The organism is Pedobacter psychrodurus, from assembly GCF_004331735.1.
Lineage (GTDB): Bacteria > Bacteroidota > Bacteroidia > Sphingobacteriales > Sphingobacteriaceae > Pedobacter > Pedobacter psychrodurus.
Genome location: NZ_SJSO01000001.1, coordinates 308888 through 330234 on the forward strand (window position 1 = coordinate 308888; position 21347 = coordinate 330234).

Annotated in this window: 21 protein-coding genes; 5 read left to right on the plus strand and 16 right to left on the minus strand. The window is 37.4% G+C overall.

The genetic code is table 11. The annotated features are described in order from the left end of the window. Positions 1-180: 180 nt before the first annotated feature. The 3 genes from EZ456_RS01290 to EZ456_RS01300 are packed head-to-tail and all read right to left on the minus strand — an operon-like array spanning position 181 to position 2226. Entirely contained in the window at positions 181-816 is a 636-nt protein-coding gene (locus EZ456_RS01290) for a peptidase associated/transthyretin-like domain-containing protein (RefSeq protein ID WP_057930958.1), read from the minus strand. 53 nt (positions 817-869) lie between these two features. Continuing rightward, entirely contained in the window at positions 870-1115 is a 246-nt protein-coding gene (locus EZ456_RS01295; RefSeq protein ID WP_025141622.1) for a NifU family protein, read from the minus strand. Between the two features lie 34 nt (positions 1116-1149). Beyond that, the gene (locus EZ456_RS01300) at positions 1150-2226 is read right to left on the minus strand and encodes an Mrp/NBP35 family ATP-binding protein (RefSeq protein WP_108197003.1); all 1077 of its coding nucleotides are present in this window, start codon (positions 2224-2226) and stop codon (positions 1150-1152) included. A 131-nt stretch (positions 2227-2357) separates the two neighbouring features. Between EZ456_RS01300 and EZ456_RS01305 the strand changes: the two genes are divergently transcribed. From EZ456_RS01305 to EZ456_RS01315, 3 genes are all read left to right on the plus strand, one after another. After that, on the plus strand, positions 2358-4517 hold the full coding sequence (locus tag EZ456_RS01305; protein ID WP_131526610.1) for a transglycosylase domain-containing protein: 2160 nt from the start codon (positions 2358-2360) through the stop codon (positions 4515-4517). Between the two features lie 117 nt (positions 4518-4634). Beyond that, positions 4635-5177 (plus strand): hypoxanthine phosphoribosyltransferase, encoded by a 543-nt coding sequence (gene hpt / locus EZ456_RS01310; RefSeq protein WP_131526612.1) that lies wholly within the window; start codon positions 4635-4637, stop codon positions 5175-5177. Between the two features lie 55 nt (positions 5178-5232). Beyond that, a complete protein-coding gene (locus tag EZ456_RS01315) occupies positions 5233-5892 on the plus strand; it encodes a phosphatidylserine decarboxylase family protein (RefSeq protein WP_116250366.1) in 660 nt (219 codons plus the stop codon). A 436-nt stretch (positions 5893-6328) separates the two neighbouring features. Here the strand turns inward: EZ456_RS01315 and EZ456_RS01320 are convergent, their stop codons facing one another. The 10 genes from EZ456_RS01320 to EZ456_RS01365 form a co-directional block, all read right to left on the minus strand. Next, entirely contained in the window at positions 6329-7504 is a 1176-nt protein-coding gene (locus tag EZ456_RS01320) for a mechanosensitive ion channel family protein (RefSeq protein WP_131526614.1), read from the minus strand. Between the two features lie 70 nt (positions 7505-7574). Continuing rightward, positions 7575-7922, minus strand: a complete 348-nt coding sequence (gene rplS / locus EZ456_RS01325; RefSeq protein WP_025141628.1) for a 50S ribosomal protein L19 — start codon at positions 7920-7922, stop codon at positions 7575-7577. Positions 7923-8142: 220 nt separating this feature from the next. Continuing rightward, positions 8143-8631, minus strand: coding sequence for a leucine-rich repeat domain-containing protein (locus EZ456_RS01330; protein WP_131526616.1), 489 nt, complete (start codon positions 8629-8631; stop codon positions 8143-8145). Positions 8632-8745: 114 nt separating this feature from the next. Next, entirely contained in the window at positions 8746-10527 is a 1782-nt protein-coding gene (locus EZ456_RS01335; RefSeq protein WP_131526617.1) for a sensor histidine kinase, read from the minus strand. Continuing rightward, positions 10505-11140 carry a response regulator gene (locus EZ456_RS01340; RefSeq protein WP_131526618.1) on the minus strand — a complete coding sequence of 212 codons (636 nt, stop codon included), beginning with the start codon at positions 11138-11140 and terminating at the stop codon, positions 10505-10507. Before EZ456_RS01340 ends, EZ456_RS01335 begins: the two co-directional genes overlap by 23 nt. Positions 11141-11203: 63 nt before the next feature. Next, the gene (gene trmD / locus EZ456_RS01345) at positions 11204-11878 is read right to left on the minus strand and encodes a tRNA (guanosine(37)-N1)-methyltransferase TrmD (protein ID WP_131526619.1); all 675 of its coding nucleotides are present in this window, start codon (positions 11876-11878) and stop codon (positions 11204-11206) included. 108 nt (positions 11879-11986) lie between these two features. Next, positions 11987-12187, minus strand: a complete 201-nt coding sequence (locus EZ456_RS01350; protein ID WP_131526620.1) for a helix-turn-helix transcriptional regulator — start codon at positions 12185-12187, stop codon at positions 11987-11989. Beyond that, positions 12177-12641, minus strand: coding sequence for a hypothetical protein (locus EZ456_RS01355; RefSeq protein ID WP_131526622.1), 465 nt, complete (start codon positions 12639-12641; stop codon positions 12177-12179). Before EZ456_RS01355 ends, EZ456_RS01350 begins: the two co-directional genes overlap by 11 nt. 130 nt (positions 12642-12771) lie before the next feature. Next, positions 12772-13299 (minus strand): ribosome maturation factor RimM, encoded by a 528-nt coding sequence (gene rimM, locus EZ456_RS01360; protein ID WP_131526623.1) that lies wholly within the window; start codon positions 13297-13299, stop codon positions 12772-12774. A gap of 169 nt (positions 13300-13468) precedes the next feature. Beyond that, entirely contained in the window at positions 13469-14044 is a 576-nt protein-coding gene (locus tag EZ456_RS01365) for a 30S ribosomal protein S16 (RefSeq protein WP_131526625.1), read from the minus strand. 144 nt (positions 14045-14188) lie between these two features. Between EZ456_RS01365 and EZ456_RS01370 the strand changes: the two genes are divergently transcribed. After that, a complete protein-coding gene (locus tag EZ456_RS01370) occupies positions 14189-14710 on the plus strand; it encodes a 5' nucleotidase, NT5C type (protein WP_165501202.1) in 522 nt (173 codons plus the stop codon). Between the two features lie 200 nt (positions 14711-14910). Here EZ456_RS01370 and EZ456_RS01375 read toward each other — a convergent pair whose 3' ends face one another. Further along, positions 14911-17982, minus strand: a complete 3072-nt coding sequence (locus tag EZ456_RS01375; protein WP_131526627.1) for a VIT domain-containing protein — start codon at positions 17980-17982, stop codon at positions 14911-14913. A 178-nt stretch (positions 17983-18160) separates the two neighbouring features. Between EZ456_RS01375 and EZ456_RS01380 the strand changes: the two genes are divergently transcribed. Continuing rightward, on the plus strand, positions 18161-18484 hold the full coding sequence (locus EZ456_RS01380; protein WP_025141635.1) for a heavy metal-binding domain-containing protein: 324 nt from the start codon (positions 18161-18163) through the stop codon (positions 18482-18484). Between the two features lie 84 nt (positions 18485-18568). Here the strand turns inward: EZ456_RS01380 and pfkA are convergent, their stop codons facing one another. Then, complete coding sequence (gene pfkA / locus EZ456_RS01385) at positions 18569-19552, minus strand: 6-phosphofructokinase (RefSeq protein WP_131526629.1); 984 nt, start codon at positions 19550-19552, stop codon at positions 18569-18571. Further along, positions 19545-21230, minus strand: a complete 1686-nt coding sequence (locus EZ456_RS01390) for a protein-disulfide reductase DsbD family protein (protein WP_131526631.1) — start codon at positions 21228-21230, stop codon at positions 19545-19547. Before EZ456_RS01390 ends, pfkA begins: the two co-directional genes overlap by 8 nt. Positions 21231-21347 lie beyond the last annotated feature (117 nt).

The following is a 21347-nucleotide window of genomic DNA, read 5'->3' on the forward strand; positions in this document are numbered from 1 at the left end:
TTTTATTCCTGCAATTACCGCGGTCGTCATTTCGAGCGGAGTGCAACGTAGTCGAGAAATCTAATAGATAGATCTCTCCATTTCGCTTCAGTCGAGATGACGGCCCCATGAAACTAATTCGTTTCCAGAAAGAGACGGTTCTCCGCCCAAGGCTAGAGACTCCGAACTCAAAACTCCCGACTAGTTAGTCCGACTCTTGTCTCCGTCGAAGATCTGCTGCATCAACTTGCCCCAGGCAAAAGGATTTAGCAGCGGATTGGTTTGCACCATATTTTTGTTAACCATCCTATCGAAATTATAGCGATAATTCTGACTTCCGATTTCCTGTCCGTCACGCGGCAACGTTTGGATTAAACCATCAATTGATGAACGCGAAAGGTTCTTTTTGGCTATGGCCATATCATCATCCGCTAGTTTCATCGATAAAAACTCGCGGGTAAATTCTTCTGTTGTTGCCCAAGGAAAAACACGTACCGATGGTAAATCGATCACATTGGCTTTCAGTTTAACCATAATGGTATACTTGCTATCCGGTGTACTTTCAGGAATTACAGTAGAAAACTTTTTGTAACCAATGGCGGTGAACAAGATGGTATCACCAGGATTAACAATAAAAGTAAAATACCCTCTATAATCGGCACCAACCCTTTTACTCTTCGCAGAAAGATTGGTGATGGTAACGTAAGGAATCACGTTTGAGCTATCGATATCGGTAATAATCCCAGAAAATTGGATGAGTTTATCCTGTGCCGGTTTTTGTTGTGCAAAAGCGGTTACAGAAAAAATTAGACAAATTAGGGCAACACAATATCTCATTAAGACAAAAGTAATTTTATTAATAAAACTTCCTTGTTAAATAGTGTTAAAGCTTATTCTTGCTCGGCCATGTTAACGGCAACTACTGAAGTGATCTGAGGAACGGCTTTCATAATTGCCTGTTCGATACCAGATTTCATAGTCATGAAACTCATCGGGCAAGAACCGCAGTTGCCTAAAAGTTTAAGCTTTACTGTTCCTTCAGATGTAATTTCTTCAACAGAAACATCACCTCCGTCAGCCTTTAAGTATGGCCTGATAGTTTCTAATGCCTGTTCTACTTGTTCTGTTAAATTCATTATATATTTTTTAATTTATAAAAATAGTAATTTTTTAGCAATTCACCATTTGCGCATTGTTGATGGATATTTGTTGTGCAATTTTACTTGCGATATCTCCAAATATAACATCCAGCAAAGGATTTTGGTTCAATGCCACTGGCTTCCCTTTATCTCCAGCCTCCGAAATACTCTGGATAATCGGAATTTCGCCTAGAAAAGGCACATCAAAGCGTGCTGCAAGTTCGGTGCCACCACCTTTTCCGAATATATAATATTTATTCTCCGGCAATTCTGCTGGTGTAAAATACGACATGTTTTCTATAACACCTAAAATCGGGATATTAATCCCTGGCATCCTGAACATGGCCAAACCTTTATGCGTATCGGCCAGGGCAACTTGCTGAGGCGTAGTAACCACAACAGCACCCGAAATTGGGAAACTCTGGGTAATGGTGATGTGGATATCGCCTGTTCCCGGTGGAAGATCTACGATCAGATAGTCTAGTTCTCCCCAGTTGGTATCGTTAAACAATTGTTTTACTGCATTCGAAGCCATTGGTCCACGCCAAGGCACTGGCTGTCCCGGATCTGCAAAAAACCCCAAGGACAATAACTTGATCCCGTATTTTTCGATTGGTAAAATTTTCGTTTTGCCATCAGCTGTTTCTTCAGCGCCTGGTTTTGCATCAACCAGATCGAACATGGTTGGTACCGATGGCCCATAAATATCAGCATCGATAAGGCCAACTTTAGCGCCATCTTTAGCCAGTACAACGGCCAGATTACTCGCTACAGTAGATTTACCAACTCCTCCTTTACCAGATGAAACCAAAATGATGTTTTTGATGTTATCTAACGATGATGAATTGCTTGGTTGGGTAACCCTCGAAGTTACATTGATTACTACTTCTGCCGTTGGCGATACAAAATGCTTGATGGCATTTGTACAGGCATTTTTTAGCATTTCCTTCATCGGACATGCCGGCGTAGTAAGCTCTAATGTAAAATTGACCTGGTTATCTGTAATCTGTAAATCTTTAATCATGTTTAAAGTAACCAGATCTTTTTTAAGATCGGGATCTTCGACATTTTTAAGTGCATCTAAAACTTGTTGCGGGCTAATCTGCATGGTATTAATTTAAATTCAAAATTAACAAAACATAGCCACAAATACTTTTATTTAGGCTTTTTAACTGTAATTTTAACACGAAATAAACATTTAATTGTTACGTTTAAGCAATTAACCATTTTAACGACTATATGCGAATACCAAAAATTAAGATCCCCAAAAAATATTTAAAAATCGGAGCCTGGGTTTTAGGTGTTTTTTTAGTTGTTTGTATTGCTTTAGGTGCAGTAGCCTATAGCAAAAGGGAAGCACTTCTTAAAAAAATGGTGGCCAAAGCAATTGCTAAAGCTGATAAAGATTATGGTTTGGAGGTTAAAATCGGATCGGCTGGTTTTACCGGGCTTAGCACCGTAAAAATGACCAACATTTCTGTTGTTCCTAAAGATAGAGATACACTTTCGAACATTGGTGAACTCAGTGTGGGTGTAAAACTTTTGCCGCTTATTTTTGGTAAAGTAAAACTCTCAGAAGTAAAACTGAACAATGGATTTGTAAGTGTAGTACTGAAAGATTCGACCACAAACATCGATTTTATCTTAAAAAGAAAGAAAAAAGACAGCGCTCAAACCAATGCAAAAGCCAACTTAGCAGAAATAGCCAGTAACATCTTAAATCAGGTTTTATATAAAATTCCTGACGATATGGATGTGAAGAACATGGTTTTTAAATTAAATGATCACGATACTGCCAAATTGAGTTTTGCAACTACTGCTATAATTGATGGCGGCGATTTAAAATCGACCATTGATGTGAATAACAACGAATCTACCTGGCATGTAGATGGTTATGTAAACCCTGGCAGCAAAGAATTGAGCTTCACCGCTTATGCCGATGGAAAAAAACTGGAATTACCTTACCTGAACAATAAGCTCCACGCAAAAATCAGCTTCGATACCTTGCAAACCGAACTTAAAAATGCAAAATACAGTGGCGACGATTATAAGATATCAGGCTCTTGGTCGGTAAAAAACATGTTAATTAATCAACCACGCATTGCATCAAAAGATATCATTGTACAAAGTGCAAAATTGGATGCAGATGTTTTAGTTGGCCCCAATTATATTGCTTTAGACAGTACCTCAACAGCTTACCTAAAAAATGCACAGATCCATCCCTTTGTTAAATATACTTTAGGCAAGAACAAAATATATGAGTTAAAGCTAAATGCCGAAGAACAGGATGCTCAAGGGGTTTTAGATGCTTTTCCACAAGGCTTGTTCGAATCGCTGGAAGGATTAAAAGTACAGGGTAAGGTTAAATACAACCTTAATTTTTATTTAGACACTAAAATACCGGATAGTGTTCGCTTTAGCTCTACGTTAACACCGGTTGATTTCAAAATTGTGCAGTGGGGTAAAACCAATCTGCAAAAAATTAACAGTCCATTTGTTTACACACCTTATGAGTATGGTAAACCGATGCGCGATATTACCATAGGCCCATCAAACTCAAATTTTACGCCTTTATCTTCGATATCTAAAAACTTTATTAATGCGGTTTTAACAGCAGAAGATCCTTCATTTTTTACACATAATGGTTTTGTTGAAGAATCGATCCGTAAATCTATCGCCGTAAACTTTAAAGAAAAGAAATTTAAACGCGGCGGTAGCACGATTAGCATGCAGCTGGTTAAAAACGTTTATTTAAGCCGTCAAAAAACATTGGCCCGTAAAGCTGAAGAAATTTTAATTGTTTGGCTTATCGAACATAATCACCTGGTAAGCAAACAACGGATGCTCGAGGTATATTTCAACATTATGGAATTAGGCCAGAATATTTATGGAATAGGTGAAGCTTCGCGCTATTATTTCGGAAAACAACCTGCCGATTTAACCATTGGTGATGGTTTGTTTCTGGCGAGTATTGTACCGAAACCAAAAGCATCTATGTACAAATTTATGGCCGATGGAAGCTTGAAATCTTACATGTTCAACTACTTTAGGTTTATGGGAAATATCATGGCAAGGAGAGGCCTGGTAGCAAGCGATACTTCTGGTTATGGTTTTTATAATGTACGTTTAAGAGAAGGTTTACGCCAGTATTTAGCACCTGATACTGCCGTTATCGACACAACAGTATTTGACGATGATGAAGATGGTTTACCACCTGTAATTGTGCAGGATAAAAACAAAAGTTTATTCGATCGTATTTTTGGCGGAGGGTCTAAAAAAGATACTTCGAGCAAACAGATAACTAACCCTGCTGATACTGGTAAAACCAAAAAACAGTTGAGGCAAGAACGCAGGGAAGAACGTAGGAAACAAAAGGAATTGGAAAAGACGCAGAAGTAATCAGTTTTCAGTTGCCAATTGGCAGTTTTCAGTTCGCAGTTGACAGTTAACCAGTTTATCCTATTGACCCTAGCAATCCAACAATAAAACAATTAACAATAACCTTTCAACAGCAGCATGCATAAAATAAAAGTAGAGGATAAAGAGTTCGAGATATTTTTAGAGAATGACACCCTAAACAAAAGGATACGTTTGCTGGGCATCCAGATTAATGTTGACTATGAGGGCAAATGCCCATTGTTTATCGGCGTGCTAAACGGCAGTTTCCTGTTTATGGCCGATTTGATCAAAGAAATTAACGTACCCTGCGAAGTTGCTTTTATGCGTGTAGCCTCATATGAAGGAACAGCAAGTTCGGGAAATGTAAAAGAATTAATCGGACTGCCGGATAACATCGAAGGCAGAGATATTATCATTGTGGAAGATATTGTTGATACGGGCTTAACCTTAACGCATATTTTAAAAACGATAAAAGAAAAAAATCCTGCTTCAATTAAAGTAGCTTCTCTTTTACTTAAGCCAAGTGCTTTAAAATATGAAATTGAAGAACTAGAATACATTGGTTTTGAAATACCTAATGAGTTTGTGGTGGGTTACGGATTAGATTATAATGGCCTTGGTAGAAACTTGACTGATATTTACAGAGCAACAGAGGCATAATTTTTAGATTGGATTAATTTATTTTTCGCACCTTTGCCCAATAATTTCTAAAACAATGACCATACATAAAGAAGGCTACACCACCATTGCCTTAAGCATATTGTTTATCTTCGTAATCAACGCCGTAGTCGATTATAAATATCACGACATAACCTGGTTGCGCTGGTTCATTTATATCTTTTCAGCCGCATTATTTATCATTGTGTTGCAGTTTTTCCGAAACCCAAGCCGCAGCTTTTCTTCGGGAGAAAACTTGGTTATCTGCCCTGCAGATGGTAAAGTTGTAGTAATTGAAGAAACAGAAGAAGGTGAATATTTTAAAGATAAACGACTACAAGTTTCGATTTTTATGTCGCCAGTAAATGTTCACATTAACCGTAATCCAATTTCTGGAGTGGTGAAATTCTTTAAATACCACCCGGGAAAATACCTTGCTGCGTGGAATCCAAAATCATCAACAGAGAACGAACGTACTACAACTGTTGTGGAGCATAAAAACGGCACACCAGTATTGTTCCGTCAAATTGCCGGTGCTTTAGCCCGTAGAATTGTATGGTATGTAAAAGAAGGCGATCAGGTGGTACAAACCGAGCAATTTGGTTTCATTAAATTCGGATCCAGGGTTGATGTATTTTTACCTGTAGGCACAAAAGTGAACGTAGAGCTTAATCAGGTAGTAAAAGGTGGAATAACTACACTAGCTACTTTGAGTTAAGCGCCACATAACAGAATATAAGAGAAGCCGTCCCGATGTAAAATCGGGACGGCTTTTTTATTTTTAGCTACTTGGATATCTGTGAGGACACAGACCACGGAAGTTGAAAGATTTTGAAACACAAAAAGCTGCCACTTAAACCTGATCGAAGCGGGATGCCGATATTTCAATCGGCAGAAGCGTGAGCAGGAACAAACTTCAATAGTTCCACTGCCCTTGCTTTCCAAAAAGAAAAAGAATTATACATTCCTATTATCCGTAAGACACCAATGTTATTAAATTAAACTCTCACTCGTTGTCAGTCTGAGCTTGTCGAAGACCTTAAATGCGAAAAACCTAAAAAAGATTGTCCTTCGACAAGCTCAGGATGACATCTTTTTTGTTTTTCTACTAAATAATAGCATTTAGTTACACAGACCACGGAATCTGTCACTATTTAATCCATAGTATCATTACCTACCTCTTCATTATGACCTGCCGGAGCCGGTCTATCGCTAATTAAGCGCTGTGTAGGATAAGCAAAATCTGATTTATTCCGGATAACGATATCCATAATTTCAAGATTGATTTCTTGCCTGATTTTAAGGAATTCGGCATATTCGAGTACAGTTACGAAATAGTTAACTTCTACATTCAACCCAGAATCGCCAAAGCTTTTAAAAGAAGCATTACCATCATCGCTGGTACCTTGATGATCGTTGATGTAACTTTCTATTTCGCTAATGATTTTTCTTAGCGATGCTGAATTGGTTTCGTAAGTAAGTCCAATAATAAAAGATACTTTCCGCGAATCCCTCAGCGATAGATTTTCTAAAACACCATCAATCATCCCTCTATTGGGTATAGTAGCCATGGTTTTTTCGGAAGTCCTTATTCTGGTACTCCTAAACCCTACTTTTTCAACCGTTCCCTCCACACCATCAACTTTTACCAGATCGCCCACGGTAAATGGTTTATCTAAAAAGATGGTGAATGAACCTATTAAGTTCTCTAAGCTCTCTTTAGCGGCCAAAGCAATGGCAATACCACCAATACCCAATCCTGTAATCAGCGTTAATACATTAACCTCGAAAACAAAACCCAGAAGGGTGAAGAAACCGATAAAGATTACGATCGTTTTAAACAGTTCTTTTAAAAAGGGCACCAATTGATCGTCAGCCTTATTGTTAGTAAGCGATGCTTTATATAGCAAAACGTGGGTAATGAAATCGATTATCCTTAAAATAATCCAAAAAATAGACAGGATGATCCCAAACAAAAATATCCGGTCAATACAATCGCCAATCGTTACAGGTATCAACTCTTTAACCTTGCCAATTAATTTGCTATAATGGAACACAGCCACCTCTAACGGGTGTTTTAATTGGTTAATGGAAAGATAAAGTGTTGTTAACAGAATAAAAACCTCAATGGGTTTTACCAATAAGGCAACGAAAGCATCGTTATGCGATTGGTTTGAAAAGTTTCTGAAAAGCTTAAACAGTAATCTGCTTAACAGCTTAGAAACAATATTCTTAAAAACTAAGCCTAAAAAAAGTATCCCTCCGAAAAGGAAATAGGCTTTTATGGTGTTGCCCCAAAAAACTTGGTCGAAAAAAGCAGAATCTAACATTTTACAAAGGTACAAACAAAAAAACCTCCACGAAATTAATCGTGAAGGCTATATCTTATAATAAAGAATATTATTTTCTCAAAGATTTGATACGGGCAGCTTTACCAGTTAAAGCACGTAAATAGAACAATTTCGCTCTACGAACTTTACCATAGCTATTCACTTCTACCTTCTCAATGTTTGGAGAATTAATAGGGAAAATACGCTCAACCCCAATACTGTTACTCATTTTACGAACTGTGAAAGTTTCGTTAGCACCAGCACTGTTACGTTGTATTACAACACCTTGGTAAATTTGGATACGTTCCTTATTACCTTCGCGAATTTTATAGTGTACGCTCACTGTATCGCCAGACTTGAACGCAGGAAAATCTTTTTTCGCGATGGCCTGCTCTTCAACAAATTTTACTAAATCCATGATTTTAAGCTATTAAATCGATATTTCATCCCGTGAAAATCGGATTGCAATATTAGGGATTATTTTTGATAAAAAAAAACCTAATTTAATTTTTTCCACAATCTTTATGAATTCCACATTCGATTGTGTTAAATGCTTCTATTCCAAAAGGTCAGCAGGGCACTTATTGCGAAATTTAGTATTCAATATTCTGAGGTAAATTATTTACCTACGCTTTATCTTAAGTGTGTATAGTGCAGTTGGGCAATGTTTCTTCCGCTTTAATAATTTTTTCCAAAATAGCATCCCAACTTTCTTCTACCCCCTCCTCGTGAGGTGATATATGCAGCTCTTTTAGGTTTTTTAAATCTTTTAAAACCGATATATCTTCTAACCTGATTTTAGTTTTCCAAATATCGAGGTATTCCAAATCGGTCAGTTTGTTCAGATAGGGCAAACACGCTTTAGTAATATTTTCATGCTTCATGAGCGTTAAATGTTTAAGCTGCTTAATATTACTGATCAATTTCACGCCCTCATCGGTTACCCTTGTTTCTTTCAAATAAACGCTCTCCATAACAGAAACTTTTGCAAAAAGCATGGCTAAATACTCATCATCAACCAACGAATCAATGCTGGTAAAACCAGGCAGTTCCGTAGGGATGTTTTTAGCTTCGGTAATATGCCCAAAATGCCACCAGAATTGTTTTTCTAATCCTTTAAGTCTCATTTTATTAAAGGGTGTATTGCTTTTATTAAGCTAAAGTACATGAAAGTTACTCTGGCAGAAATACCCTTTAAAGGGTATATTTAAAGCTACTGAACCTACGAAAACGGATAAAGGTTAATGATGGGATGGGATATTGATCTGAATAATAGTGCCTTCTTTTTTAACACTACTGATTTCGAAATTACCCTTGTAGTAATTTACTCTTTTTTCAATGTTTTCGAGTCCAAAGCCTTTGCTTGTTTTCTGCAGATCGAAGCCGAGCCCATCATCAGTAAACTGAAAATGGTAGTTTTTGGCATATTTATAAAGTTCGATGGTAATTAACGCTGCATTACCATGTTTAATAGCATTGTTTATAACCTCAAGTGTGATAAGGTATAAATCATAAATCCATTTTTCATCAATTTTATCAGGAAAATCATAAAAGAAAAGCTCAATTTTTACATCTGTTAAAACTGCGTTTAGACTGGAAATCTGGCTTTGCAGACTGGATATTAAGGCTCCTTCATCAAGTGCTTTTGGCAGTATTTTATGTGATATTTCTCTAATGTCCTCAGCCAGTTCGTTTATTGTTTGTTTGGCAAGTTTGGCATTCTTCATGTCAAAAAGATGAATAATATGGGCAATCTTACTCCCTACATTGTCATGAATGATATTAGCGATATTTCTCCGCTCACGTAACTGAACTTCACTAATGGCTCTTAGCGAGCTTTCCTTTTCAAAAATAACCTCTTGCATCAGCTCGTTGTTCTTCAAAAAAATATCGATATAATTTCTTGATAAAACATAACCGAACAAAAACACCTCATAAAGACTGATAAATAACATCCAATTATCGCCCAATGATTGGGGAATAACTTCAAAGGTCTTTAAAATTAAACAAGCGCCCCATACAAGTTGTGGAACAAAGGCAAGAAGTGCATACACCGCCTGGGTTTTTTCAATTTTTAGATGTGTTAATGCCGCCCAAAAAAGGATGAATATTGAAGCCAGGAATATGATATAGCCCAACACAAAGAAGTATCGAAATTCAAAGTCATTATAAAACACCAATAACGAAATCGAAATTAAAATTAGCAAAAAATTTATGCTACCAAGAACTATAATTAACTTATGCTTAACGGGCTGATTTTCTTTCAGCTTTAAAAAATATCCAAGAAAAATACTGAGGGCAATATACCAAAGTGCTCCAGTGTAAACCCGTCCCTCGCTAAAAAATCTAAACTGCGGAAATAGAACATGCTTGGCAAAGTTGGTTGTAATTGCCGTGTAAAATGCGGTTAGTATAGAATAGCCAATATAATAAACATACAATCTGTCCTTGGTCATCAAGAATAATATTCCATTGATCATGAGCAGCAAAAAGACGATACCGATAAAAAAGGAAGTCAGTGCTGTTTTTCTTGATGACTTAGCTTCCAGGCGATCCTGATCTTCAAGGTTATAAGAAAAATCTAAAAAGGAAGTCTCTTTTTTAACCCTAACCCAGAGTAACTTTTCTTCGCTTGGTTGCAGGTTAAGTTCAAATGCCAGTGTTTCGATAAAAGGGCTTCTGCCAACCGTTCTATCGCCAATGGTTTTAATTACTTTACCATCATAAAGGGTAAGGCTATCAATATGGTTATTGTTAAAACATAGCCACGTTTTCATGCTTTGTGAAGCGCTTAGATTTTTTACAATAAATCTGCACCATACTGCCGCATCTTTGTTGTAGCCAATGTTAACTTTGCTATTTTGCTGAAGTGAGTGAAATTTTTGTTGTTGGAAAATGCCTCTCGTCCATGATGAGTTTTGGTCTACAGCATAGCTGGATACAACCGATATTGATTTGTTTATGGTTTGTGCCCAAGAGAATAGCGGGAATAGCAGAAAGCTAATCAAGTAGGTTATTCTCATGAGCAAATTTAATGAGCGAACTGCTATTATTGATTTCCAGCTTCCGGTGGATGTTCTTCCGATGGGTAGTTACTGTTGTGATGCTGATAAACAATACTTCAGCAATTTCTTTACTGGTTAATCCTTTGATGATTAATTTAATGATCTCTTTCTCCTGCCTAGAGATCCGGAATTTATTGACAATTGAACCATCAATCGCGCTATACACGCTCTCTCCTTTTTTATAGCTCTTATTGGTATAAAACTCCCTATTTTTGTTTGATTCGATAATACTGATAAGCTCCTCGGCAGGTGTTTCTTTTTTCAGGAAAGCATTTACACCCAGTTTCCTTGCCTTTTGAATCAGAAAATCTTCGTAATAAGCGGTGAGGACAATTACTTTGGTGTTTTTCAGCTGAGATTTGAGTTCTTCAATCAATACAAACCCATCAAAGTGGTTAATATTTAAATCGCAGATGAAAACATCAGCAACATTTTGCATTAAATGGTTTCTGCAAGAATGCGCATCACTAAATTTAAAAATGTCATAGTTGTTCCCGGTATTTTTAAGCAATTCGGAAATGCCATTTAAAAAAAGTAAATGGTCATCACAAATAACAATCTGTTTGGGCATATTATCGGGACTAGAAGCGTTTCTCCTAAAATAGAATTTACCTTTATTATTTACAAGGAAATTTTATTCTAAAAGATCAGGCCGGCGTGTTTTAGTTCGCTCCAAGGCTTGTTCATGCCTCCATTCATTCACTCTAGCTTCGTGGCCGCTTAATAAAACATCAGGCACTTTATGTCCACGCCAATCTGCCGGTCGGGTGTAAACTGGTGCATCAAGCAGTTCTCCCTGAAAACTATCAGATAGGGCAGAAGTTTCATCATTTAAAACACCTGGGATTAAACGCACAACAGCATCTACCACAATTGCAGCAGGCAGCTCTCCTCCACTCAAAACATAATCCCCAACCGATATCTCCCTTGTTACAAAGATATCCCGTATACGCTGATCTATGCCCTTATAATGGCCACACAAAATAATGATGTTCTGTTTAATGGAAAGTTCGTTTGCGGTACTTTGATTTAAAGTAACACCATCTGGACTCATAAAAATAATTTCATCGTATTCGCGCTCAGCCTGTAATTTCTCAATGCAAGCCGCAAAAGGCTCAATACTCATTACCATGCCGCTACCACCACCATACTGATAATCGTCTACACTCTTTTGTTTGTTGGTTGCATAATCCCGTAGGTTATGAACTACAATTTCGGCAATGCCCTTTTTTTGTGCGCGCTGCAAAATAGAATGAGCAAACGGACTTTCTAATAAAGCGGGCAAAACTGTTATAATATCGAAACGCATGGTGCAAAGGTAAGTCTTTAGTCTGAAGTCTTTAGTCCAAAGTCGAATTTTGCTATGCTCAGTATCAATTTTAACCCTTATCGATTTTCCTTTAAAAAACATGATCTGTTAATCGCCATCCTCCAGCTCAAATATTTCCTCAACAGGTTTATCAAAAACCCTGGCCATTTTCAGCGCCAATACTGTTGATGGAACATACTTTCCTGATTCGATAGTATTAATAGTCTGCCTTGAAACCTGAATTAAATCAGCAAGTTCGGCCTGGGTGATATTTTTTATGGCGCGTTGTACGCGAATATTATTTTTCATCAGAGAACCCTTCTTTTCTTAATCGGTGCAAACTATAATTAAATTTGGCTAAAAAAACTATGGGTATTGTCCATATATTATACACCAAAATCATCAAAAATGAAAGCCCGTAAAAACAAAAATTTATGGCTAACAGTAGAACGTAACTGACCAAAACGGCCCACTGCAAACTCTTTAGCCTAAGTACAGCAATATATTCGTCCTCAATTCTTTCTTTAGAAAACATTACCATCAGTAATCCTATGGTAATACCTAAAATTGCAAACTCATTGGTTAAATTATAATCAGCGAAATTAATTGGTGAGTGTTCATTTATATACTTTAATGAATAAATTTGAAAACCAGGGATTCTAAATTCCTTAGTTAAACAGAAGAATCCCAAGATGCAAAAGACTAAAAAAATCACCCAACCAATTACCTTGTACTTGTTTGGGATTAAAAGCGAATTTTTCATATATCAAATATTTTTTACTAAATGTAAAGTATTTTTGATATAAATGTCAAGTATTTTTTACTAAAAGATTATTTTATTTTACAAAATAGGCTTAACAGTAGCAAAAAACACGAAAATATTTTTGATTTTTTTAGCTTTCCAGATAAACATCCAGCAAACCTTCAGGTAAATCGAGGGTTAATGTTTTTTCATCCTCGTCGTATTCTACAATAAAATCTTCATTTAGCGGGAACAGAATTTCGGTTTCTTTATACATCACTGTAGCCACAAATTGTTGCGGATATTCGTTTACTTCCAAAATTTCGCCCAATTCACCCAAAGTTTCATCTATTGCCAAATAGCCTTTAAAATCGGTATACAAAAATTCTCCTTCTTCGCGTTCGGGCATCTGCGATAGGGGCAGGTATAATTTCTTTTTTAATAGTGGCTGTACTTTATCGATATGATCAGCATCATCAAAGTTAAAATAGCCTGTTTTATTGGCTTGTAGTTTTGCTGAAGCCACGAAATACGGAACGAGCTTACCATTCATATCAGCAAATACCACATCAAATTCGAGTTGTTCGTATTCATCAAATTCGAAAAATACCTGAACTTCTCCCTTTAAACCCCGCGTTTTGGTAACGTAACCTATATAAAATGCTTCTTCGTGTTTCATATTTCAAATTCAATCGTCACCCTGCTCCGATAGCCATCGGATTTAGTTTAAGGTCTTTCAAGAGAGATGCTGAAACAAGTTCAGCATGACGAACTGTGATAATATCTTTTAAATAAAAATAGCGTTCCGAATATCCGGAACGCTATTTTATGAGACAAAATAATTAAAATTATTCTGCTCCTTCTTCTTTTTTAGTAGCTTCTGCTGCAGGAGCTTCTTCAGTTGCTTCAGCTTCAACAGCTGGTGCTTCTTCAGTAACTTCTTCTTCAACAACCTCTTCTGCAACTGGTGCATTTTTAGCTGCGATAGCTGCTGCTTTATCTTCTTTTTTCTTAGCTTCTGCTGCTAATGCTGCTTTACGCACATCTGCTTTAGAAGTAGCTAAACCTTCTGTTTTACCAGAAATTTTACCAGCTTTAGCATCTAACCAAGCCGCAAATTTCTCATCTGCCTGTTCTTGAGTTAAAGCTCCTTTTTTAACACCGCCTTCTAAGTGTTTTTTGTATAAAACACCTTTGTAAGAAAGGATAGCACGAGCTGTATCAGTTGGTTGTGCACCACTGTTTACCCAAGCTAAAGTTTTTTCGAAGTTAATTTCGATGGTTGCAGGATTGGTGTTTGGGTTGTAAGAACCTAAACGCTCAATAAATTTACCATCACGTGGAGAGCGAGAATCTGCTACCACAACGTGGAAAAAAGGTTTTCCTTTTTTACCGAATCTTTGCAATCTGATTTTAGTTGCCATTTCTTTTTGTATTTATGTATTCAACATAGTTCCCGGAGCTTCATGCTGCGGGGCTGCAAAGATAACTAAAATACTGTAAATTAAAAACATAGTTTAATTTCTTTGTTTTCAGGATATTTGCGCCAAAATATTTGCAGATACAAAATGGAAAGAATTGCGATTGATATGGACGAGGTGATTGCCGATGCCCTTGGAAAATTTATTAAACTGTATAACCGAGACTTTAACGTTCCATTAGATTTAAAAATTGATGCCGGAAACGAAATCTATCACCATGTTCCGCAAGATGTTAACCAGAAATGGTTCGAATATATAAATGAGCCCGGTTTTTTTCGCGATCTCGAAGTTATTGCAGATAGCCAGCGGGTAATTAAAGCTTTACAAGAGAAATATGATGTTTACATTGTTTCGGCGGCGATGGAGTTCCGTAATTCATTGATTGATAAGTACGACTGGATGGCCGAACATTTTCCTTTCATCGATTGGCAGCACATTATGTTCTGCGGAAATAAAATTGTGAATGTTGATATTATTATCGACGACCGCGCTAAAAATTTTGTAAATTTTACTGGTCGCCCTTTATTATTTACCTCGCCCCATAATTTGCTCCTAACAGAATACGAACGCGTAAACACCTGGGAGGAAGTAGCTGGTTTATTGCTTTAACTATTTCCTTAAAGAAGCGTAATAACAAGAATCCCATCAGGTATTTCCATTTAGATTGTTTACACTCCCACTTATTCCTGTGCTTCTATTCTAAACGACAATTTTAGAATAACTTAGAGTTGTCAACTTTAATAGCCAACCCGCTAGAAAGTTGACAACTCTTAAATCTGTGCAATCATTTTATCCGTGTAATCACATTTCTAAAAATTAAATTCTCCAACTAGGTTACCACCACTTCTCCCCGCTGCCATCGGCAGTACAATAACTTTTCTTTGTTGTTTGCCTGTTGCATATCGGGTATAAATCTCAGCGGTTACGGTTGTTGGCCCGCTAATGTTAATCTGCCTATCGCCGTAATAGTTAACTTCGATTTTATATTTTCCCTTTATTGCTTTTTTGATCATAAATTGTTCGGGGCCATAACCTGAAGTAAAATCGTTGCTGATCCTGCCGCCTATTTTTGTTCTCGAGTTTCCATAAAATCCTTTTTCGCCTGTTGGGTCGGTTAACCACAAGTCTATATCAGTATCATTTTTATTCCAGTTCAGCACCACGCGTACATCTACAGGCAAGGATTGAATTAACCTTTTATCAATTCCTTTGGCACTTACGTTATTGCCCTGTTTCGCAATCAGGTTATTTATTTCGGATATCACAATCTCCTCAATTCCTTGGTCTCGGTCAGCAATCTGAGCATTATAACTTTGGGTAAGCACCTTGTATAAATTATCTAACGCCGCTTGGTATTGCCCATTATCGGCTAAGGCCAAAGCATAATCGCGGTAACTTTGAGCATCCATTGGCCGCCATTGCAAAATCTTCTGTGTGATAAAAATCTCGTCTTTATAATTTCCGGTCTGTTTTAATTTATAGGCTAAAGTTTTATATAAATCGGCATTTTCGAGATCCAGATCAGCAATATTACTTAAAATGGTCAGTGCCCTAACGCTATCTTTCTGTTGATAAAACCAATTGGCCACATCAAAATAAAACATAGGCGTACTGATGTAAGTTGAACGCATTTTTAAATAAATCTGGTAAGCACTATCTGGCTTTCCAACCAGGTTTTTCATATAATCCTTATCGCTTTTAAACTCTGGGATAATGATAGCCAGTTGTTGAGGAGCCGGTGTGGTTTTTGCCACTTGAACCCCTGCAACTTTGCCCTCAAGAAAACCACTTGAAGCAGTCCCCCTAATGGTTGTGACCGATCCGGTAACGGCACTTTTTCGTTGAGCTGAATAGCCGACAACCACCACTTCATTAAGAGCTTTATCTTCATTATTGGTTAATGCTTGTTTCGCAACTGGCGCTGGCATTCTCACCTGACTTGCAGACTCGGCCCTATTTCTAGCACGCGCTTGATCGGCAGCAACTTCTCTTCTTCGGCTCTCTCTAGCAGGTTCAGCCATTACAATATTAGCACTTGGATCTCCATGTACATCTCTTTGCCCAGGATCAGGGTATCTCTCTTTCTTCTTTTCTGACTCTTTATAGTAAAAATCGGTATTCCACCATGTTTTCAGTTCTTTAGTCATGGTTACCGCCGCATTGATTAAATCTTGCTTACGTTCTAAAATAGCAGCTCTACGTTGCTTCAAAACCGTATTATAAGCCTGTTGCAATTCAACCGGAGGTACAATATCATAACGCAAATAATCATCAAGGTTTTCTAAAACGATAAGGCTCGTATTGCGGGTAACAATACCAAACTGTTTACTTAAAACACTAATGTCATCCTTATTATCTTCATATTGAATGTCCATTTCAGCAATTTTCTTCTGCGCCCAAACACGACTAACATCAATACTGCTTAGAGCATGCTCCGTAGCATTTAAGCGAACGACTTGTTCTGAAACAACCGTATTTCCAAAACCGAACTGCAACGTAAATTCGGTATTAAACTCATTCATAATACCGGCCAAAGAGAAGTGTCCATTTACATTTACTTTCATTGACGGATAAGTCTGCCTTACATCTGCTCCGTTTTTAATCCCTAAAAACTGAAGGTTTTGCTGGTTCAATTGTTTAAAAGCCTCAGTAACTGAAGTGGAATTGAGGTTTACAAATTGTCCTCCCGTTTTCATACTGATAAATTTCAATGTGCTATAATCAGCTTTAAGGGCTGTATTGATACAATGAACGGGTTTATTTAAGCTAACAGTATTTTTCCCGAATGTAGATAACCCATCTGTAAATAAAATATACTCGTCGGCCTGCAGACTTCTAGTATTGATTGCACTGAAATTTGTACCACCATCATATACAAGGTTCTTCAGTTTATCTTTTAATTGTGTCCAATTACCATTCGAGATCACAAAAGTACCTGCATTCTTAAAGCCATTGTTAACTAAGCCTAACTGAATGGTTAAATTTTGTTTTTGTTTAATAATTAAATCCAACAGTTCAATTTCCTTCTCGGTATTGCGTTGAAGACCACTTAAAGAAACATCCCAGATTAAACCTATTTGATTACTCCACTGTTTTCTGCGGCTTTCGGTTTTAGGAAAAACATTAACCAGAAAATAATAACCTGTTGATGCTTTTTGCATTTGCACTTCGGTCAGATCATTTCGTTTTGGCAGATTAATAGTCAGACCATTTTTAGGCTGATAGTTGGTTTTATTGATCTCTCCAACATAAGTATTCCCGTTAGCCTTTAAATCAAAGCTGCCATCGGGCTGTTCGCCAAGCTCTGGCTTGATGATGCTTTCGAAAACAGTGGTTTTTAGTGTAAAGCTTTCGATGGCCTGGTTATAATCGAGCGGCAAATGATACTTTAAAACATTATTACTGTTAAATCCCAGCTCTTCTTCATAACCAACGATTATGGTTCTGCTCCCATTGGCTGGTAATGGATAAATCCTGGTGCGGAAATTATTTCCTTCTACTTTCTCCAGCAAACCCGGATCAACTCTTCTCCGCTCAATACTTTCAAAAACCTCAGTTGCTTTTGCTTTTTCTACCGGAACAGCTTCTCGCATTTTTCCATTAATATCTAAAGCGTAACGGCTAATGCTTACCCCTTCGGGCATCGGGAATGTTAATTCACCCTCTAAAATGCGGTTACTGCTATTATGGAATGTCATCGTCATTACCGTGGTGGCCACATTTCCGGTAATCTGTACATCGATATTTAACTTTTTAAGTTTAACAGCATCTTTTTGTTCGCTGGTTTCGGCCTGTTGCACCTTTAACACAGGCATTTGCGCCTGAACAAAAAATGTGGCCAATAATAAAGGAAGAATGAGTAAGGTTTTAGATGGTCTCATAACGGTAATTTTAAATAGTGATGCAAAAGCATTAGCGATTACATAAATTTATTTTCAGAACCTCATCTTCTTCATTGATTTTAGAAGCCCAAAATCGCTGCAGAAAACCTAAAACAGGCTTTTCTAAAAAAATGTAACATTTCGAAAAAATTTGGTTCTAATTATTAAAACTGAAACTATGTTAGTAACCACAACGCCCACGGTTGAGGGCAGAAAAATTGTAAAATATATTGGTCTGGTAACTGGAGAAACTATCATTGGGGCAAACATTTTTAAAGATTTATTTGCCGGAATAACAGATATAGTAGGGGGTAGATCGAGTTCTTACGAACGCGTTTTAAGGGAGGGGAAAGATACTGCAGTTAACGAAATGCAGCAATATGCCGCCGCCCTTGGTGCAAATGCTATTGTTGGTGTTGATTTAGATTACGAAACCGTAGGAAGCGGTGGAAGCATGCTTATGGTAAGTGCCAATGGCACAGCTGTAATTTTAGAAGATTAAGAAATTTGCTTATTGCGAAACTAAGCAAAAACAAGAAAGTCTTTCCGGTGCGGGAAAGACTTTTCTTTTATATGTTGTTTTCGTTTAAAACGAAAGAATGTCGATTAGTTTTAACCACTTAGAACTCACCATCTCAGCATTGATGTGCTTTATGGCATGATCAAAAGGGGTAAAAACGATTTCTCGGTTAATTTGACCAGCCATTACGCCACTTTCGCCATTAATTAAACCTTCTACCGCCGCAACGCCAAGTCGGCTGGCCAGCACACGGTCCATACAGGTTGGTTTGCCGCCACGTTGAATGTGACCCAGAACCGAAACTTTTGTATCGTAATGTGGATATTTTTCCTGCAAAATTTCGCCAACTTTAAATGCACCACCAGTATCATCACCTTCGGCAACGATAATAATTTTTGATGCCTTATCTTTACGGCTATGCTCCAATTTGTGCAAGATATCGTTTGCATTCATATTTGCTTCAGGAATCATGATCGCTTCGGCACCAACACCAATTCCACTTCTCAAAGCAATTAACCCAGAGTCGCGGCCCATTACCTCCACAATAAAAAGCCTATCATGCGATTCGGCTGTATCTCTGATTTTATCTACTGCATCGATAACCGTATTAATCGCCGAATCGTATCCTATGGTAAAATCGGTACCTGCTAAATCGTTATCAATGGTACCTGGCAAGCCCACAATCGGAAAATCGAATTCTTTAGAAAAAATATTGGCACCCGTAAATGTTCCATCACCACCAATTACAACCAAGGCATCAATTCCATTAGCTTTTAAGCTTGCGTAAGCTGTTTTTCTGCCTTCTACAGTTTTGAATGCTTCACTACGGGCTGTTTTTAAAATAGTACCTCCGCGTTGGATAATATTCGCTACAGATTTGCGGTCCATGGGGATAAAATCATTGTTGATCAACCCCTCGTACCCACGGATAAACCCGGTTACTTCAATATCATAATAAATAGAGCCCCTAACTACGGCTCTTATTGCAGCGTTCATGCCTGGCGAATCTCCGCCAGAGGTTAAAACACCAATATTCTTAATCTTATTCATTTGTTTGTTTCTTAGCAAATTCTGATAATCCATTATCCAGATATTGCAAATATTTATCTATATTAAATTCTACTCCAATAGGAGGCGAAACTAATTCTTTTTCATCAGTACCCAAAAGTACATAATATGGTTGCGAAATGGTATTAAATCTTTCAGCCTGCAAATGTTTAAATTTTTTACCAACCGTATTCACTTTTGTGCCTAAAATTTTAGATTCGAACTGCTCAGCTGCTGGCAAATCAGTTTTGTCATCAGTATAAAGCGATACAACAATATAATCTTCCTTTAACTTTTTAAGCACCCTCGGATCAGACCAAACTCTTGCTTCCATTTCACGGCAATTTACACAGCCATGGCCTGTAAAATCAAGAAATAACGGTTTTTTTACCTCCTTTGCGTAAGCCAAAGCTTCCTGATAATCAAAAAATCCATCAATATTATGCGGAATGTGCAAGAATTCAGAATATTTACGCTTCGCATGGCTAGGTGTTGATACTTGATTAGAACCACCACCATCTTGTCCAATTACAAAATCTTGCGTGGATAATGGAGGTACCAATGCACTTACTGCTTTTAAAGGAGCACCCCATAAGCCTGGGATTAAATATATCGCAAATACGAAAGTTGCTGTTGCAATAAATAACCTTGGTACAGAAACATAAGGAAGATCGCTATCATGAGAAAATTTAATTTTTCCCAGTAAATAAACACCTAAGATTAAAGCGAGTACTATCCAGATTGCCAAGAAAATTTCACGGTCTAATATCCCCCAATGATATGCCAAGTCGGCTGTTGAAAGAAATTTTAACGATAATCCTAACTCTAAGAAACCAAGGAAAACTTTAATTGAATTTAACCACCCGCCAGATTTTGGCAACCCCGTCATTAAACTTGGGAAAATGGCAAACATGGTAAAAATTACCGCTAGAGATAATGAAAAACCAAACATCACCACAACTGGTGTTAGCAGATCGGTATTAATGGCAACCAATGAGGTTCCGATCAGTGGGCCGGTGCAAGAGAAGGAAACAACCGCTAAAGTTGCTGCCATGAAAAATATACCGCTCAAACCTTTCGAATCTGATTTTGCGTCGAGCTTATTAACAAATGAACTGGGCAGCGTGATTTCGAAAGCACCTAAAAAAGATACCCCAAAAACGATCAGTATGATAAAGATGAAAATATTAAAAAATCCATCAGTAGAAATTTCGTTAAGCGCACTTGCACCCCAGATTAAGGTGATAATTACACCTAAACCTACATAAATTACAATGATCGATAGTCCATAAATAATGGCACTCCGGATTCCCTTAGCTTTACTTTCTGCTCTTTTAGTAAAAAAGCCAACTGTAAGCGGAACCATGGGAAAAATACATGGAAGGAAGAAAGCGGCTATACCAGCTAAAAGACCTAAGCCAAAAGTTATCCAAAGGGATTGCTTTGGAGCTGCGCTTTTAGAAACGGCAGCCGGCTTTTCAACTTTAACGCTGTCTTTTTTTACCGAATCCTTAACCGCGCCATTCGCAGCACTATCTTGTGCAGAACCAACTTCGGTAAAAACAATATCATCGGGAGGAGCGGTTGCCGTGGTATCTTGAGTTACAATGGCGTAACTCTTAACAGCAGGCAATGCAATAAACATTGTTGCTATTAATAACAATAATAAAACCTTTTTCATTTGTGTGTTTTGTGTGTATTTTGAAGCCGTGAAATTAAGAATAATTTTAGAAACGATTTCTTTTAAACCACTACAACACGTAGATTTTACTTTAAAAAGAAACAGTCCCGAAAATTC